This window comes from Mycolicibacterium obuense, from assembly GCF_055397605.1.
The window spans coordinates 2,874,964-2,890,429 of record NZ_AP043663.1 but is presented as its reverse complement, the minus strand read 5'-3'; the positions used below and the strand labels follow the sequence as shown (position 1 = coordinate 2,890,429).

General features: G+C 68.3%; 19 protein-coding genes. 7 read left to right on the top strand and 12 right to left on the bottom strand.

Features of this window, described 5'->3' with window-relative positions; translation table 11 throughout:
* Positions 1–885, bottom strand: coding sequence for a cyclopropane mycolic acid synthase family methyltransferase (locus tag ACZ50N_RS13705; protein ID WP_046363317.1), 885 nt, complete (start codon positions 883–885; stop codon positions 1–3).
* A gap of 207 nt (positions 886–1,092) precedes the next feature.
* On the opposite strand from ACZ50N_RS13705, the gene ACZ50N_RS13700 reads away from it, so the two are divergent.
* The 3 genes from ACZ50N_RS13700 to ACZ50N_RS13690 all read left to right on the top strand — a co-directional run bounded on the left by ACZ50N_RS13700 (position 1,093) and on the right by ACZ50N_RS13690 (position 3,106).
* Positions 1,093–1,299, top strand: a complete 207-nt coding sequence (locus ACZ50N_RS13700) for an Rv3202a family protein (RefSeq protein WP_464473063.1) — start codon at positions 1,093–1,095, stop codon at positions 1,297–1,299.
* A gap of 78 nt (positions 1,300–1,377) precedes the next feature.
* Complete coding sequence (locus ACZ50N_RS13695) at positions 1,378–1,773, top strand: hypothetical protein (RefSeq protein ID WP_046363315.1); 396 nt, start codon at positions 1,378–1,380, stop codon at positions 1,771–1,773.
* A gap of 19 nt (positions 1,774–1,792) precedes the next feature.
* A complete protein-coding gene (locus ACZ50N_RS13690) occupies positions 1,793–3,106 on the top strand; it encodes a cytochrome P450 (protein ID WP_464473062.1) in 1,314 nt (437 codons plus the stop codon).
* A gap of 5 nt (positions 3,107–3,111) precedes the next feature.
* On the opposite strand, the gene ACZ50N_RS13685 is transcribed toward ACZ50N_RS13690, so the two are convergent.
* From ACZ50N_RS13685 to ACZ50N_RS13670, 4 genes are all read right to left on the bottom strand, one after another.
* Positions 3,112–3,603, bottom strand: coding sequence for a hypothetical protein (locus tag ACZ50N_RS13685; protein WP_464473061.1), 492 nt, complete (start codon positions 3,601–3,603; stop codon positions 3,112–3,114).
* A gap of 96 nt (positions 3,604–3,699) precedes the next feature.
* The gene (locus tag ACZ50N_RS13680; RefSeq protein ID WP_133414042.1) at positions 3,700–4,092 is read right to left on the bottom strand and encodes a hypothetical protein; all 393 of its coding nucleotides are present in this window, start codon (positions 4,090–4,092) and stop codon (positions 3,700–3,702) included.
* A gap of 38 nt (positions 4,093–4,130) precedes the next feature.
* Positions 4,131–5,237, bottom strand: a complete 1,107-nt coding sequence (locus ACZ50N_RS13675; protein ID WP_046363311.1) for a glycosyltransferase — start codon at positions 5,235–5,237, stop codon at positions 4,131–4,133.
* Between the two features lie 81 nt (positions 5,238–5,318).
* Positions 5,319–6,224 carry a dienelactone hydrolase family protein gene (locus tag ACZ50N_RS13670; protein WP_464473060.1) on the bottom strand — a complete coding sequence of 302 codons (906 nt, stop codon included), beginning with the start codon at positions 6,222–6,224 and terminating at the stop codon, positions 5,319–5,321.
* Between the two features lie 107 nt (positions 6,225–6,331).
* On the opposite strand from ACZ50N_RS13670, the gene ACZ50N_RS13665 reads away from it, so the two are divergent.
* Genes ACZ50N_RS13665 through ACZ50N_RS13655 form a run of 3 tightly spaced genes read left to right on the top strand, consistent with a single transcriptional unit; the run spans position 6,332 to position 10,331 of the window.
* Positions 6,332–8,122 (top strand): N-acyl-D-amino-acid deacylase family protein, encoded by a 1,791-nt coding sequence (locus ACZ50N_RS13665; RefSeq protein WP_464475637.1) that lies wholly within the window; start codon positions 6,332–6,334, stop codon positions 8,120–8,122.
* A 16-nt stretch (positions 8,123–8,138) separates the two neighbouring features.
* A complete protein-coding gene (locus ACZ50N_RS13660) occupies positions 8,139–8,555 on the top strand; it encodes a nuclear transport factor 2 family protein (protein WP_464475636.1) in 417 nt (138 codons plus the stop codon).
* A 12-nt stretch (positions 8,556–8,567) separates the two neighbouring features.
* Complete coding sequence (locus ACZ50N_RS13655; protein WP_048422379.1) at positions 8,568–10,331, top strand: N-acyl-D-amino-acid deacylase family protein; 1,764 nt, start codon at positions 8,568–8,570, stop codon at positions 10,329–10,331.
* On the opposite strand, the gene ACZ50N_RS13650 is transcribed toward ACZ50N_RS13655, so the two are convergent.
* The 5 genes from ACZ50N_RS13650 to bfr are packed head-to-tail and all read right to left on the bottom strand — an operon-like array spanning position 10,328 to position 13,604.
* The gene (locus ACZ50N_RS13650; protein WP_073684882.1) at positions 10,328–10,813 is read right to left on the bottom strand and encodes an SRPBCC family protein; all 486 of its coding nucleotides are present in this window, start codon (positions 10,811–10,813) and stop codon (positions 10,328–10,330) included. The two genes, ACZ50N_RS13655 and ACZ50N_RS13650, sit on opposite strands and share 4 nt — an antisense overlap.
* A gap of 2 nt (positions 10,814–10,815) precedes the next feature.
* Entirely contained in the window at positions 10,816–11,187 is a 372-nt protein-coding gene (locus ACZ50N_RS13645; RefSeq protein ID WP_073684879.1) for an ArsR/SmtB family transcription factor, read from the bottom strand.
* Between the two features lie 40 nt (positions 11,188–11,227).
* Complete coding sequence (locus ACZ50N_RS13640; protein ID WP_048422479.1) at positions 11,228–12,580, bottom strand: type I glutamate--ammonia ligase; 1,353 nt, start codon at positions 12,578–12,580, stop codon at positions 11,228–11,230.
* A 29-nt stretch (positions 12,581–12,609) separates the two neighbouring features.
* Complete coding sequence (locus tag ACZ50N_RS13635; protein ID WP_046363304.1) at positions 12,610–13,092, bottom strand: carboxymuconolactone decarboxylase family protein; 483 nt, start codon at positions 13,090–13,092, stop codon at positions 12,610–12,612.
* A gap of 20 nt (positions 13,093–13,112) precedes the next feature.
* A complete protein-coding gene (gene bfr, locus ACZ50N_RS13630) occupies positions 13,113–13,604 on the bottom strand; it encodes a bacterioferritin (RefSeq protein ID WP_046363303.1) in 492 nt (163 codons plus the stop codon).
* 206 nt (positions 13,605–13,810) lie between these two features.
* Between bfr and ACZ50N_RS13625 the strand changes: the two genes are divergently transcribed.
* Positions 13,811–14,011 carry a (2Fe-2S)-binding protein gene (locus ACZ50N_RS13625; RefSeq protein ID WP_046363302.1) on the top strand — a complete coding sequence of 67 codons (201 nt, stop codon included), beginning with the start codon at positions 13,811–13,813 and terminating at the stop codon, positions 14,009–14,011.
* Here the strand turns inward: ACZ50N_RS13625 and ACZ50N_RS13620 are convergent.
* Both ACZ50N_RS13620 and ACZ50N_RS13615 read right to left on the bottom strand, forming a co-directional pair.
* Complete coding sequence (locus tag ACZ50N_RS13620; RefSeq protein ID WP_048422377.1) at positions 13,995–14,744, bottom strand: enoyl-CoA hydratase/isomerase family protein; 750 nt, start codon at positions 14,742–14,744, stop codon at positions 13,995–13,997. The two genes, ACZ50N_RS13625 and ACZ50N_RS13620, sit on opposite strands and share 17 nt — an antisense overlap.
* Entirely contained in the window at positions 14,741–15,451 is a 711-nt protein-coding gene (locus tag ACZ50N_RS13615) for an EthD domain-containing protein (RefSeq protein WP_464473059.1), read from the bottom strand. Before ACZ50N_RS13615 ends, ACZ50N_RS13620 begins: the two co-directional genes overlap by 4 nt.
* Positions 15,452–15,466: the final 15 nt, after the last annotated feature.

Genomic DNA, 15,466 nt, shown 5'->3' with positions numbered 1-15,466 from the left:
TCAGCCCTTCGTGAGGGTGAACTGGCAGATGTCGGTGTAGCCGTCGCGGAACAGATCGGCGCATCCAGTCAGGTACTTCATGTAGCGCTCGTAGACCTCTTCGGACTGGATCGCGATGGCCTGGTCCTTGTTGGCCTCGAGCGCGGCGGCCCACAGGTCCAGCGTGCGGGCGTAGTGCAGGCGCAGCGGCTGGACGAGCCCGACGCCGAACCCGGCCTTGGTCGCGTGGCTCTTGACCTTCACCGGCTGCGGCAGATCACCGCCGGGGAAGATTTCGTCCATGATGAACTTGAAGAACCTGATCTTGGTCATCGTGACCGGCAGGTTCCTGGCGGTGAACTCCTCGTCGTCCGGCTTGACGATGGTGTGCAGCATCATCACGCCGTCGGCGGGCAGCACGTCGTAGGCCCGGCTGAAGAACTCGTCGTAGCGGTCACGGCCGAAGTGCTCGAAGGCGCCGATCGAGACGATGCGGTCCACCGGCTCGTGGAACTGCTCCCACCCCTGCAGCAGCACGCGCTTGGTGCGCGGGCTGTCGAGGCCGTCGAGCACCTTCTGCACGTGGGCCTGCTGGTTGCGGCTCAGCGTGAGTCCCACCACGTTGACGTCGTATTTCTCGACGGCCCGCTTGATCGTCGCGCCCCAGCCGCAGCCCACGTCGAGCAGCGTCATGCCGGGCTCGAGGCCCAGCTTGCCCAGCGACAGGTCGATCTTGGCCAGCTGTGCCTCTTCGAGGGTCATGTCGTCGCGCTCGAAGTACGCGCAGCTGTAGGTCTGCGTGGGGTCCAGGAACAGCCGGTAGAAGTCGTCCGACAGGTCGTAGTGCGACTGGACGTCCTCGAAATGCGGAGTCAGGTCCTGGGTTCCGTTGGTGGTGTCTGGCAAATCACTGACCTTTGAATCTCGAGTGCTTGCGAGGGTGGCCCCACCGTCTTCGAGGGCCTGTCTCGTCCGGGGCGAAAGTTGCTACGCAGAGTACCCGAGCACGCCCGATGATCGTGAATCGCCGGGCGGGCAGGCATGCCGCGAAATCGGGAGAACTATCGTGGGGAGACCGCCGAACCGCCCATCGACCCTCGGAGGTAATCCGCTGTGACGAGTCCCCAGGACAACCCGTTCCATGACGCTCCCGAGGCCGACGTCGCCGAGCAGCGCACGCCGGTCGATCCAGATGAGGCCGCAGACGGAACCCTGCTCGACGCCGACCGGGTGGCCGGCGAGCGGGACTGGCAGGCCAGCGAGGCCGATCTGATCGAGCAGACGATCGACGTCCCGATCGACGACGACTTCGACCGCTGACGGTGCTCGTGCCGGCCACGTCAGGTTCTCGACATCATCGTGACGATTTCACGACCGCGAGACGGGTACTTCGCGGGCGTGACTGATGCAAGCGATGCCACGGTCGAGGCCGTCGGCAAGGTGACAGAAGCGCTGGAGTGGGTGGAACGCGCACGGGGACACCTCTATTCGTTCCACCAGCTGATGGGCCACGCCGACCTGCTGCTCGGCGAGGCGTGTGACGCGCTGCGGGAGGCGGGCCACGACGACGTCGCCGACCGTATCGAAACCGAGCTCGTGGGCCGCAACGTCATCCAGGGGCGGTGGACCTTCCAGGTCGTCGAAGAGTTCGACGACTCGTACTGGAGTGTCGTGCGTGACCACGAGAAGGGCGTTCGCGACGAGCTGGTCGGCGGGCAACGCCATCTGCACGAGGCGCGGATGAAAGAGGACCGCCGCACTCACGGCAGAAAGGGCCATGAGGCGCGGCCCTGACCGGCTACGCTCGGAGTGCATGAACAGCCCGGAACTCGACACCGAACTCACGGACGTGACCCGGGTGAACGGGACTCCCCCGCCCGTCGTTGCGCTCGCCGACGCCGACCTGGCGTCCTGGGATTTCTGGGGTCTCGACGACGATATCCGCGACGGCGCGTTCGCCACCCTGCGGCGGGACGCGCCCGTCAGCTTCTTCGACGCCTTCATGTCGGACGGAACCGACGGGGAGGCCACGGTGGCCGGTCACTGGGCGCTCACCCGCTACGACGACGTGTTCTACGCCAGCAGACATCCCGAGATCTTCAGCTCGGCCGGCGGCATCGTGATCGGTGACCAGTCCCCCGAGCTGGCCGAGTACTTCGGCTCGATGATCGCGATGGACGATCCCCGGCACACCCGGCTGCGCAACATCGTGCGCAGCGCATTCACGCCGAAAGTGCTTGCGCTGATCGAAGATTCGGTGAGGGTGCGGGCTGCGCGGCTGGTGTCGGACATGGTGACCGGACACCCCGACGGACGGGCTGACCTGGTGGCCGAGTTCTCCGGCCCACTGCCGCTGCAGATCATCTGCGACATGATGGGCATTCCCGAGTCGGACCATCAGCGGGTTTTCCACTGGACCAACGTGATCCTCGGCTTCGGCGACCCCGACATCGCCACCGACTTCGAGGAGTTCGTCTCGGTCGCGATGGCGATCGGCGCCTATGCCACCGCGCTCGCCGATGACCGGCGCGAGCATCCCGCCGGCGATCTGACCACCGCCCTGGTCGCCGCCGAACTGGACGGCGAACGGCTCACCTCCGCGGAGGTGGCGTCGTTCTTCATCCTGCTCGTGGTGGCCGGCAACGAGACGACCAGAAACGCGATCAGCCACGGCGTGCTGGCGCTCAGCCGCTATCCGGAGCAGCGGGATCTCTGGTGGGCCGATTACGAGGCCATCGCCCCGACCGCGGTCGAGGAGATCGTGCGGTGGGCGTCACCGGTGGCCTACATGCGGCGTACCGCCACCCGTGACGTCGACCTCGGGGGCGTGCGCATCGCGGCCGGGGACAAGGTGACCCTCTGGTACGGATCGGCGAACCGCGACGAGTCGAAGTTCGCCGACCCGTGGACGTTCGACGTCCGTCGCCACCCGAACCCGCATGTGGGGTTCGGGGGCGGCGGCGCGCATTTCTGCCTCGGGGCCAACCTGGCCCGTCGGGAGATCACAGTCGCGTTCGAGGAACTCCACCGCGCGGTGCCTGACTTGCGGGCTGTGGGTGAACCCGACCGCCTGCAGTCGGCGTTCATTCACGGCATCAAGCGACTGCCGGTCGCCTGGACCGTGTAGCGGAGTCAGTTCCGTCGGGCGTCGGGTGCCACGCGGTGGGTGTCGCGCTCGACACCCCGGTCGGCGGCGTGGTCGATGCCGTCATGGCTGCTGTGCCGTCCCCCGGACACTGCGGTGTCGTCGGCCGGGCGGTCGCTGTCCGACCGGCGGACGCGCGGGTCGAGCTTGTCGGCGTGCTCGCGGCGCTCGTCGAGGTGCTGCTGAGAGCTGGTCAACGCGTCGCGACGGCCAGCCGCGGTCTCGGCGAGCCGCGCGGCCTCGGCGGCCTTGGCGTCGGCCTCGGCCTGTGCGGCGCGGGCCTTGGCTTCGGTCTCTTCGACGAGCGTCGCCTGGCGCTGGACTCGCTGGCTGTCGTGGTGGACCTCTTCGCGGATGCGGTCGGCCTCGGCCGCGCGGCGCTTGTTGCGCGACTTTCGTGCGGCGAACACGATCAGTGCGATCACGACGATCGCGGCGACGGCAGCCACCACGATCCAGACGGTGTTGTTGCTGTCCATGACGGCTCCTCGGCTCGTGCGGGGCCGCGTCTTCGTTGACGACCCCATCAATATGCGCTCGGATGCCCGGGTGGTCGCGGCGCTAAACCGCGGCGGTCAGAGCGTGGCGGTGAGGGGCCCGATCGTCCGGCACGACGCCGCGGGAGGGTTACCCGCCGACGCGCAGCCCTTGCCGGTCGCGGTGTACTCGGTGCCGGGACGGTAGGGCTGGAACAACACCTGCGCGGGCAGGATTCCGCGCCCCTGGCTGCACTGGCCTGGTCCCGACTCGCCGGCCATCTGCAGACAGGCGACCGTCTGGAAGGTGACTGCACCGGCACACGCCCGCGGAGACACGGTGGCCGTCACCATCGTCGTGCCCGATACCGTGACCAGCGTCGGCGGGGAGAGCTCGTAGTCACACGTGCCGTCCTGGGGTTGGGCGTGCGCGAGCGCCGACAGCCCGAGGGTCAACGCGAGGGCCGGGATCACGGCGAGCGTGCGCAGCATGGTTGGGATCGTAGGCCTTCGCGGCCGCGGCGAACGGGCTATTGCACGCGCAGCGCGCTGAGCATCCCGGCCGCTGAGCGTGGCCAGGTGAACTGTTCGGCGCGGCGACGGGCACTGTGCCTGCGGTGGCCTTCCGGTCGGCTGATCACCGTGGTGACGGCGTGCGCGATGGCACGCGGATCGTTGTCGGCGACGGCGCCGCTGTCCTGCGTCAGGAGCTCCGCCAGCGCGGAGGTGCGCGAGACGACCGCGGGCGTACCGCACGCAAGCGCCTCCAGAGCGGCCAGGCCGAAGGTCTCGTGCGGGCCCGGGGCGAGGGCGACGTCCGCGCTGGCGAGGATCGCCGCGACGGTCTCGCGGCATCCGACGTATCCGGTGAAGTCGACCGGGAGGCCGCGCGCCTGCCGCTGCAGACGCGATCGTAGCGGGCCTTCTCCGACCACCACGAGGCGTGCGTCGACACCCGAATCGCACAGGGTGGCAACGGCATCGATGCTCCGGTGGGGATGCTTCTCGATCGAGAGCCGACCGCAGTGCACGAGCAGCGTCTGTCCGGGACCGGCCCATTGCGCCCGCACCGTCGCCGAGCGGTGGCGCGGATGGAACTGGTCGAGATCCACGCCCAGGGGCACGGTCACCACGTTCGCCGCGCCGACCCGGTCGAACTCCTCGCGCGCGAACGCCGTCGTGCACACCACGACGTCGTAGTTGTCGGCCGTTCGGCGGTTGGCGGTGTCAGCCACTGCTTCGGCCCAGCGCGCGGGCAACATCTGGCCGGCCAGCCTGTCGAGCCTCTCGTGGGAGATCATCACCGTGGACACGCCGCGGCGGCGGCCCCACGGTCCCAGGGAGCGCAGCGTCAACCGGTCGGACACCTCGAGCGCATCGGGGCGCAGCGCCTCGAGCAACGCTGTCACGGGGCGGGGAGACACCGCGCGGTAGCCGCCGGTGAACGGAATCTCGACGGCGGGCAACGTAATTCGTACGACACCGGTGGCGGTGGTGGTCCATTCGCGGCGAGATCCGGGCACGACGAGGAACACGTCGTGTCCGGCGGCGCGGTATTCCGCGCCGAGGCGATCGACCGCGGTCCGCAGGCCTCCGGATCGGGGCCCGTAGAAGTTGGCCACCTGGACGACCCGCATGGTGGCATCAGAGCCTGCCCGGATGTGCGGAAGTCGACGGTGAGGTGGCGGGTCGCCGAACAGCCGGTGGCTGTGGCCTCCTCAGCCGACGTGGACGACGAGCCAGTCCAGCGTGCGGCGCCAGGCGTCATCGGCCGCGGTCTGATCGAAACGCTCTCCCGTGTCGTTGAAGAAGGCGTGGTTGGCGCCCGGCTCGGTGACGAGTTCGTGGACCAGGCCGGCCTTGTCGAGGGCGGCGCGCGCGGCCGGTTCGGTGGCGTTGACCCGCTGGTCGAGCGCGCCGTAGAAGCCGAGGACGGCGACCCCGGCCGACCTCGAGAAGTCGGGGTCGTCTGGGGTGGGCCCGTAGAAGGGGAACGCCGCCGCGAGTTGCGGGACTCCGGTGTCGAGCAGCCGCCACACCAGCCCGCCGCCCATGCAGAACCCGATCGCGGCGAGTTTGCGCCCGGGGGTCCTGCGGGCCACCTCGGCGATGCCGGACTGCAGGTCGGCCACCATGTCGGCGGGGGGACGTTCGCCGAGTGCGGCCGTGGCGGCCGCGGGGTCGGTGAACGTGGCGGTGCCGCCGCGGCCGGACAGAAGGTCCACGGCGAGGCTCGAGTAGCCGGCGCCGGCAAGCCGGCCGGCGACCGACCGCACCCAGTCGGTGAGGCCTTTGTTCTCGTGGATGACGAGGATGCCGCCGCGCGGGTTGTCGGCCTGCGCCCATGCGCCCTGGAGTTCCCCGGCGGGGCCGGCCCAGGTCACCGGCGTGGTGGGCAGTGCGCCGGCCTGACCAGGGGGTGATGGCTGCGCCGACGGAGCCGGGGTGGACGAGCTGCTCGGGGCCCGGCTCGCGGTGTCGGCGCAGGCGGCGATCAGTGCCGAGGCGCCGGCCGCGCTCACCCCGAGGAGGGCGAGCCGGCGCAATGCCTCCCGGCGGGACAGCAGACCTTCGACGTGGTCGGTGGCGATCTCTTCGGCGATGTAGCGCTGTAGCGGCGTCACCTTCTCGATTATGCGCCCGCGGTCGGCGTAGACATTTCCAAGAAAGTGTTCACAATGTCGTTGACACCTGTCGTGACGCCCTGTTCGATGAGGACGTGAGCAGCACTGTGAGCTACGACACGATCATCCGCAACGGCCGCTGGTTCGACGGCACCGGCGCCCCGTCTGCCGTGCGCACGATCGCGATCAAGGACGGCCACGTCGCGGCGATCACGGAGGACGACCTCGCCGAGGCCGACTGTGAGCACGTGATCGATGCATCCGGGAAATGGGTGCTGCCCGGCATGCTCGACATCCACACCCACTACGACGTGGAGGTGCTCGGCGGACCCTCGCTGTCGGAGTCCCTGCGCCACGGAGTCACCACCGTGTTGCTCGGCTCGTGCTCGCTGTCGACCGTCTACGTCGACGGCGGCGACGCCGGAGACATCTTCGGACGGGTCGAGGCGATCCCCCGCCAACACGTGGTCGCGGCGATCGAACAGCACAAGACCTGGCGCAACGGCGAGGAGTACATCGCCGCGCTGGAGGATCGCCCGCTGGGGCCCAATGTCGCGGCGTTCATCGGCCACTCGGACATGCGCGCCGCGGTGATGGGGCTGGACCGCGCGACCCGCTCCGAGGAGCGCCCCACCAAGGCCGAACAGGCGCAGATGGAACGCATGCTCACCGAGGCGCTGCGTGCAGGGTTCGTCGGAATGTCCTCGCAGCAGCTGCTTTTCGACAAGCTCGACGGCGAGGTCTGTCGCTCGCGGACCCTGCCCTCGACGTACGCGAAGCCGCGTGAACTGCGCCGGCTCAAGGCGCTGCTGCGGCGCGCGGGTCGGGTCCTGCAGTCGGGACCCGACATCGAGAACCCGTTCGACATCGGCTCGCAGGCGTTCCAGTCCCTGGGCATCATCCGCAATCCGCTCAAGACCAGCCTGCTCTCGGCCGCCGATGTGAAGTCCAACCCGGTGGCGGTCAAGATCCTCGGTCCGCTAGCCCGACTGGTCAACGGGCTGGGCGGCGATTTCCGCTGGCAGCACCTGCCGGTCCCGTTCGAGGTGTACGCCGACGGCATCGATCTGGTGATCTTCGAGGAGTTCGGCGCCGGCGCGGCGGCCCTGCACCTGCGCGACGAGGTGGAGCGCAACGCGATGCTGCGTGACGAGAACTATCGGCGCCGGTTCCGCCGCGACTACGACGCGAAGTTCGGCATGCGGGTGTGGCATCGGGACTTCTTCGACGCCGAGATCGTCGACTGCCCCGACGCCTCGGTGATCGGCAAGTCCTTCGGTCAGGTGGGCCAGGATCGGGGCGGGCTGCACCCGGTGGACGCCTTCCTGGACCTGGTGCTCGACCACGGCGCGGCGCTGCGGTGGCGTACGACGATCTCGAATCACCGGCCGGAAGTGCTCAAGGCGTTGGCGCGCGATCCCGGTGTGCAGATGGGTTTCTCCGATGCCGGCGCGCATCTGCGCAACATGGCGTTCTACAACATGGGGCTTCGACTGTTACGGCACGTCCGCGACGCGCAGCAAGTAGGCAAGCCCTTCATGAGCATCGAGGCCGCGGTGCATCGCCTCACCGGTGAGCTGGCCGACTGGTACCGCATCGACGCCGGGCACCTGCGGATCGGCGACCGTGCCGACGTCGTGGTCATCGATCCCGAGCGTCTCGATGAGTCGCTGGACCGTTACGCCGAATCGCCGGTCGAGCAGTACGGCGGCCTCCCCCGCATGGTCAACCGCAACGACGACACCGTGGTCGCGGTACTCGTCGGCGGACGCGCGGTGTTCCGCGACGGTGCGCTCACCGACCTCGTCGGTGCGCAGCGCACCGGCCGGTTCCTGCGCGCCGCGCACCGCGTCCGGGCCCTGGCATCCTCGTCCGACGTGTTGACCCGTGTCGGCTGAGCACACCGTCGCGGGCATGTGGGCGGCGCTGTCGGCCCGCGACTGGGAGGCGCTGAAGACCTTCCTGGCGCGCGACTGCATCTATCTCGACATGCCGGTCGGTCCCGCGGCGGCGGCGCGCGGTCCCGACGACATCGTCAAACGGCTCAAGATCGGTCTGGAACCGCTGGCGTCCTATGAGAACTTCCCCGGCCTGATGGTCAGCAACGGAACCGACCTGATGTACGAACACCACGAGGAATGGCACTGGGCCACAGGCGAATCAGCGGTGCTGCAGTTCGTGACGGTGCACCGGGTGATCGACGGCAAGATCTCGCTGTGGAAGGACTACTGGGACATGGGGGCGCTGGCCAACCACGCCCCGCCCAGCTGGCTGGAGGACTTCGCGACCGCCGACATGTCCTGGGTGTTCGACGCGACCGGACTCGTGTAGAGGAGATCGGACATGCTGGACCTCAAGATCACCGGCGGCACCGTCGTCGACGGCACCGGAGCGCAGCGGTTCCGCGCCGACATCGGGGTCAAGGACGGCCGGATCGTCGAGGTGCGCCGGCGCAGCGGCGACGACGAGGGGCTGACGACTGAGGCCGCCGAGCACCTCGACGCGACGGACCGGTTCGTCACGCCCGGGTTCGTCGACGTGCACACCCACTACGACGGCCAGGTCAGCTGGGACGACACGTTGGCCCCGTCGAGCCTGCACGGGGTGACGACCGTGGTCAGCGGCAACTGCGGCGTGGGATTCGCTCCCGTGCGCCCGGGTCGCGAACAGTGGTTGATCGAGCTCATGGAGGGTGTGGAGGACATCCCCGGCAGCGCGCTGGCCGAAGGCATCACCTGGCAGTGGGAGAGCTTCCCGCAATACCTCGATGCCATCGAGAAGCGCCGTCTGGCAGTCGATTACGGAACCCAGGTGGCGCACGGGGCGGTGCGCGGGTACGCGATGGGCGAACGCGGCGCACGCAACGAGGAGGCCACCGCGGACGACATCGCCGCGATGGCGCGCATCGTCACCGAGGCGATCGAGGCCGGCGCGCTGGGGTTCTCCACGTCGCGGACGGAGGCGCACCGCGCCATCGACGGCGAGCCGGTGCCGGGCACCTATGCCGCAGAAGCGGAACTGTTCGGGCTCGGTCGCGCGATGGCCGCAGGCGGTCCCGCCGTGTTCGAAGTGTCGCCGCAGGGCACTGCCGGCGAAAGTCCCGCCGAGGCGACGATGCGCGAACTCGACTGGATGACCAAGCTGTCCGCCGAGATCGAACGCCCGGTGTCTTTCACGATGATCCAGACCGGTGGCGCACCCGATCTGTGGCGCCACCAACTCGACCGGGCCGGAGCTGCGCTGGACCGAGGCATCCAGCTGGTCGCGCAGTTCGCCGCCCGTCCGTTCGGAATGCTGTTCGGCTTCACCGGATATCACGCATTCACCCACCGCCCGACCTATCGCAGGCTCAAGGCCGAACTCGGGCACGACGAGCTGATGGCCCGCCTCGCCGATCCCGCGGTGCGGGCGGCCATCCTGTCCGAGACCGACCTGCCGCCGCAGCCGGTACCGATGTTCGACGGGCTGTACGCGCTGATCCAGTACAGCGTCGACAAGATCTTCCCGATCGGTGACCCGCCGGACTACGAACCGACCCCGGACATGACCGTCGCCGCGATCGCCGCGCGCCGCGGTGAAGACCCGCTCGCGACCATGTACGACCTGATGCTGGAATCCGGCGGCGCCGCGATGCTGATGCTGCCCTTCTTCAACTACGCCGAGGGCAATCACGACGCGATCTACGAGATGATGACCCATCCTGCCGCGGTGTCGGGCCTGTCCGACGGCGGGGCGCACTGCGGACTGATCTGCGACGCGTCTTACCCCACGTTTCTGCTCACGCACTGGGCGCGTGACCGCCACCGGGGGCCTAAGTTCTCGCTCGAGTACGTCGTGCGTAAGCAGACCCTCGATACGGCAACGCTTTTCGGGCTCTCCGACCGCGGCGTGATCGCCCGGGGACGCAAGGCCGACCTCAACGTCATCGACATGGACGCGCTGCGCCTCGACGTGCCACGCATGGTCCACGACCTGCCCGCGGGCGGCCGCCGGCTCATCCAGGGCGCCTCGGGCTACGACGCCACTGTGGTCAGCGGTGTGGTGACCCGCCGCCACGGCGCCGACACCGGCGCGCGGCCGGGTCGGCTCCTGCGGGGTGTGCGCTAACCGCCGATCAGGGCGTCGATCTGGTTGATCGCCGACGTTGCGCCCTCGGTGACGCCCATGTCGAGCACCTGCTGCAGCGCCTCAGCCGAGGCGTAGGTGCTGACATAGGTCGCGCGAGTGCCGCCGTCATGGCCGGTGAACGTGAACACGTTCTTCGACACCGGCAGATCCGGGTTCGGGGTGAACTGCAGATCGGCGAAGCCGTCGTCGAAACTGAATCCGTGGGGTTCGTCGACCGTCGTGACGTCCCAGTAGCCGGCGTGCTTGTCCCCGGTCGGGCCGGTCATGTAATAGGTCACCCGCCCGCCCGGTCGCAGATCGTGATCGACCACGGTCGCCGGGTATTCCGGTGGCCCCCAGATCTTCTCGAGCTGACGCGGATCGGCGTAGATCTGCCAGATGCGTTCGACGGGCGCGGCGAAATCGGCGACGATCGTCAGGCTGCGGGCTTCTGAATCGTGGTGGACATCGGTGACGGGCATGGTCATTCCTCTCGGGTGTTCTCGGATACCGCGTTGTCGGATGCTGTGTTCTCGGACGCGAGGAGGTCGTCTATGCGGGCGACGCGGCCGCGCCACACCTGTTCCAACTCGGCCAGCAGTGAGGACACCGACCGGATCGCGGTGACCTCGCCGCTGGCCAGTTGTTCGCGACCGTGCCGACGCTTGGTGATCAACCCGGCCCGATCGAGCACCGCGACGTGTTTCTGCACGGCGGCAAAGCTCATGTCGTAGTGGGCCGCGAGCGTGGACACCGAGTGCTCCCCCGCCAGGACGCGACGCACGATGTCGCGCCGAGTGCGGTCGGCCAATGCATGGAACAACGCATCAGCACGGTCTTCGTCAAGCACGTCCACCCGGACAACATACAACCAATTGGTTGTATATTGTCAAGACTCACACGCTCCAGGCCAGACGGAACTTCTCGGCAAGCTCTTCAGGGCTCAGGTGCCCGTACGTCTCGTTCTCGTAGCGCCGCACCGCAAGCACCGCGTCGACCACCGGATCGCCGAGGACGGTACGCAGCGTCGTCGAGCGGTCCAGGGCGTCGAGCACGGCACGCTGATCGGTCGACAGCACCGTGATGCCTGCTTCCGCGCGGTGCGCCTCGGACAGCGACGACGGATCCACCGTCACCTCCGCAGGCAATTGCCGGCCCTGTTCGATGCCGTCGAGCGCAAGGCCCAGAATCGCCGCCGAGGCCAGGTAGGGATTCGCCGATGGGTCGACGATCTTGACCTCGACGTTGGCGCCGTAGACGTTGGCCGGCCCTGCGGTCATGAAACGCACTGCAGCTTCGCGGTTTTCGGTGCCCCAGCACGCGTACGCGCCGGCCCAGCTCCCCGGCTGCATCCGCAACCCCGACAGGATCGACCCGCTCAGCACCCCCTGCGCCTCGGCGAGGCCCGCGAGCACGCCTGCCACTGCCGACGCCCCCTCATCGGTCATGCCGCCGGGGCCGTCTCCGCCGGACAAGAGTGGGGCGCTGTCGCGGGTCAGTGAAAAGTGTTGATGGGCGCCGGATCCCACGCTTCCGGCGAACGGCACCGGTGACAGGCTGACGCGCACACCGTATCTGCGCGCTGCTCGACCGATGATGATGCGCATCAGACTGACCGCGTCGGCCGCGGCGACCGGCGGCAGCGGAGCCAACGAGATCTCGAACTGGTTCGCGCCGTACTCGGGATGGAATTGTTCGATGGCCACTCCGGACGCCGTCGCGGCTGCCGTGACGTCACGCACGAAGCCCTCGAATTCGAGCACTCCGGCCAGCCCGTACTGGGCCCACAGATCGGCAGGCAGCGCGGCACCGTCGGGTCCGACGAGCAGGAACTCGATCTCGTGACCGACCAGCGCATCGAGCCCGGCCCCGGCGAGACGGTCCTCGATGCGACGCAGTGTGCCGCGTGTGCAGAAGGGATCAACGGTGCCGTCTTGGCTGTGGAAATCGCCGGGCGCCCAGGCGAATCCGTCGCCGAGGATGCGAAGCGCGCCGAGATCGATCCGGATCCGCTGATCCCCCACCACGCCGGTGGCCGGGCTGAACGCGATGCCGACCTTGTCGATGGTGAACACATGCCACACCGGGCTGGCGCCGAGCCCGGGATCGGCGAACGACCCCATCCGGCGCAGCGGCACGGTCTTGGCGTGCATCAAACCTGCCGGGTTGACGACGGTGCCGATCAGCGTGGCGACGCCGTCGGATTCGAGCTGGGCGATCGCAGCGGCGGCGAGCGGTTTGGCGGCCATGCGGTCATTGTGCCGCCGGGCCGCCGCGTTCACAGTGTGATCGCGCAGGCCTGTCCGATGTCGAGCGTGCGCAGCATGCGACCCATGCCGACCCACATCGCACACGAGATCGCCAGATCGGTGAGCAGCTCGTCGTCGAAGTGCTCCTTGGCCCTGGCCCAGAAGTCCTCGTCGTCGCGCAGTCCGGTGTGGTCGGTGGCGAACCGGTGCGCGAATTCCATCGCGATGCGTTCGGAGTCGCTGTACCCCGGCCACGTCCGCCACTGCGTGGCGTAGTCGTAGAACTCCTCGGTGATGCCGTTGGCCTCACCCTCGCTGTCGCGCGTGTTCTGGCACGTGACGCACTCGTTGGCGTAGGCGATCACGATGCGCGCGGCTTCGCGGGTACGCATCGGGAGCCGATTCTTGGTGTACACCGCGTTGCTGAAGCGGGCCATCGCCGCTCCGAGCTCGGGCGACGTGACCGCGAAGCCGGTCACATCGTCGTCGGCAAAGTCCCCGATTCGGCTCATGGCCGAAAGTGTAACGCGTTCTAGTTCGTGCCGACGCCGGGCGGACGAGACACGCACTGCGCCAGGTAGAGCTCCTCGCCCAGCTTGCCCATCAGCTCCAACTGCGTCTCGAGGTAGTCGATGTGCAGTTCCTCGTCGGCCAGGATCTCTTCGAGCAGGGTGGCCGACGTCGCGTCACCCTTCTCGCGGCACATCATCACGCCGGGTCGCAACCGTGCGACCACCTCGTACTCGATCGCGAGGTCGGCCTCGAACTGCTCCCGCACGGTCTGACCCACCCGCAGCGAGAAGAGTCGCTGATAGTTCGGCAGACCGTCGAGGAGCAGGATGCGGTCGGTGATCTTCTCCGCATGGACCATCTCTTCGAAGGATTCCTTGCGGGTGTGCTCGGCCAGCTCGGTGAAGCCCCAGTTGTCCTGCATCTTCGAGTGCAGGAAGTACTGATTGATCGCCGTCAGTTCGCTCGTCAGCTGCTCGTTGAGCAACTTCAGAACCTCGGGATCCCCTTGCATGGCTAGCTCCTCAACCGGGTCAATGTCGCGCACGGACTGTCGTGCAGGCACGTTCAATCTAGTGCACCGCCGAGCTCGACTGCCGCAACTCCGGCCGCCGCGGCGAGATGGGCCTGGACCGATCTCGTGAAGTAAGGCTAGACTTCGCTACTGAAGGTAAGGCTGCACTGACCACATGGCCACGACAGTGAGGATGGGCGTAACGGATGTTCGTCTGCCTGTGCACCGGTACCACCAGCCACGTCGTCGGTGAGCTCGTGGCCAACGGCGCCCGCACGTCGCGCGACGTGGCCGAGGCCTGCGGTGCCGGCGGTGACTGCGGCCGATGCCGTCGTAATCTCCGGGCGATCATCGAAGCGCATTTCGCCCAGTCAGCTGCCGTGCAGGCAGTCAGCGTCGCTGGCTGAACTGATCCAACGCGGCCGCATTGGCGGCCCCGCCGAGCAGGTCGGCGAACTCGGCGTTCTCCCGCGCGGTCGCGTCGGCGATCCCGGCCCGGTAACTCTGCGCGATCGTGCGCTTGACCGCCGTCAGGCTCGAAACAGGCCGCGCTGCAAGCACATCGGCGTGTCGCCGGGCGTCGGCGAGTAGCTCCTCGGGCGCGCACACCTTCCACGCGATGCCCATCCGGTGCGCCTCCTCGGCGTCCACCCACTCCGAGGACAGCAGCATCCACGCCGCGTTCTGTCTGCCCATCAGCTGCGGCAAGAGATACGACGACGCCGCCTCCGGTGCGACGCCGAGGCTGGTGAACGGGCATTTCAGACGCGCCGTGGCCGACATGAACACGAGGTCGGCGTAGCCCAGGATCGTGGTGCCGATGCCCACCCCGACGCCGTTGACCGCGCAGATCAACGGTTTGGTCAGGTCGGCGAGCGCGGTGATCATCCGGGGGAAGTTGCTGCCACCGCTGTAGGAACCGTCGGCGATGCGCGCCTGCATTTCCTTGAGATCGTTGCCTGCGCTGAACGCGCGGCCCTCGCCGGTCAGAAGCACGACGGCGACGTCGGGGTCCGCGGATGCCTCGTCCAGCGCCGTCGCCGTGGCGAGGTAGAGCTCTTCGGTGAACGCGTTCAGCGCCTCGGGCCGGTCCAGCGTGAGCGTGCGGACTTTGTTGTCATCACTGATCCGAAGAGTCACCGCAGCAGCGTAGCGAACGGGTCACGCACCACGTAGCGACTGCTCGGCACGGTGTCGACGTTCTCGTTGGCGCCGAAGGCCGAGGTGCTGGCCATCATTCGCGTCATGCGGTCGGAGAGGTCGTCGTCGTCGGCCGCACCGAAGAAGGCGTGCAGATCGGTGGTCGCCGCCAGCGGGAAGAGCTCCTCGACGATCGCGGAGATCGGTTCTGATCCTGCGGTGAGTGCGCGCACGACCGTGTTCTGGGTGTAGCCGAACGTGGCCTGCGTGTCGATCGCCACCTGCGTGTGGTCGCGGTGCCAGCGGCTCAGCCACGTCGCCTCGTCCATCGCGGCCGGGCGGCGCAGCAGCGCGACGTTGGCCAGGCCCGGGGTCCGTTCTCCAGGTGGGGTCGGCGGCGGTTTCAGCGGAACGGACTCGGTGACCAGATAGGCCGCGAGCTCCTCGCAGTGTGCCGTCAGGATCTCTGTGGCAGCTGCGATCTGGCTGCCGTAATACTGGTCGGTCCAGATGTTGACGACACCGACGACCGGCGGGTCGAGGGTGGTCAGCGTCATCAGCGAGTCGGTGACGGCTGCGTCGCGGACGTTCACCGTGAGGCCGGCGACGCCGGTGTCGGCCAGCTGCTGGGCGACGTCGGTGCGCAATCGGGTGCACCACGCCTCGTCGCCGGGCGCGCCACGCAACGTCAGGATGACTTTCTCCACGCTGCGACGATAACC

What these genes read in the sequence shown, in the direction of transcription:
- ACZ50N_RS13660 (WP_464475636.1), top strand. Translation starts at nt 8,139, where the DNA reads ATGTGGGCGGCGCTGTCGGCCCGCGACTGGGAGGCGCTGAAGACCTTC.
- ACZ50N_RS13675 (WP_046363311.1), bottom strand. Translation starts at nt 5,237, where the DNA reads ATGCGGGTCGTCCAGGTGGCCAACTTCTACGGGCCCCGATCCGGAGGC.
- bfr (WP_046363303.1), bottom strand. Translation starts at nt 13,604, where the DNA reads ATGCAAGGGGATCCCGAGGTTCTGAAGTTGCTCAACGAGCAGCTGACG.
- ACZ50N_RS13680 (WP_133414042.1), bottom strand. Translation starts at nt 4,092, where the DNA reads ATGCTGCGCACGCTCGCCGTGATCCCGGCCCTCGCGTTGACCCTCGGG.
- ACZ50N_RS13655 (WP_048422379.1), top strand. Translation starts at nt 8,568, where the DNA reads ATGCTGGACCTCAAGATCACCGGCGGCACCGTCGTCGACGGCACCGGA.
- ACZ50N_RS13685 (WP_464473061.1), bottom strand. Translation starts at nt 3,603, where the DNA reads ATGGACAGCAACAACACCGTCTGGATCGTGGTGGCTGCCGTCGCCGCG.
- ACZ50N_RS13690 (WP_464473062.1), top strand. Translation starts at nt 1,793, where the DNA reads ATGAACAGCCCGGAACTCGACACCGAACTCACGGACGTGACCCGGGTG.
- ACZ50N_RS13650 (WP_073684882.1), bottom strand. Translation starts at nt 10,813, where the DNA reads ATGCCCGTCACCGATGTCCACCACGATTCAGAAGCCCGCAGCCTGACG.
- ACZ50N_RS13625 (WP_046363302.1), top strand. Translation starts at nt 13,811, where the DNA reads ATGTTCGTCTGCCTGTGCACCGGTACCACCAGCCACGTCGTCGGTGAG.
- ACZ50N_RS13640 (WP_048422479.1), bottom strand. Translation starts at nt 12,580, where the DNA reads ATGGCCGCCAAACCGCTCGCCGCCGCTGCGATCGCCCAGCTCGAATCC.
- ACZ50N_RS13635 (WP_046363304.1), bottom strand. Translation starts at nt 13,092, where the DNA reads ATGAGCCGAATCGGGGACTTTGCCGACGACGATGTGACCGGCTTCGCG.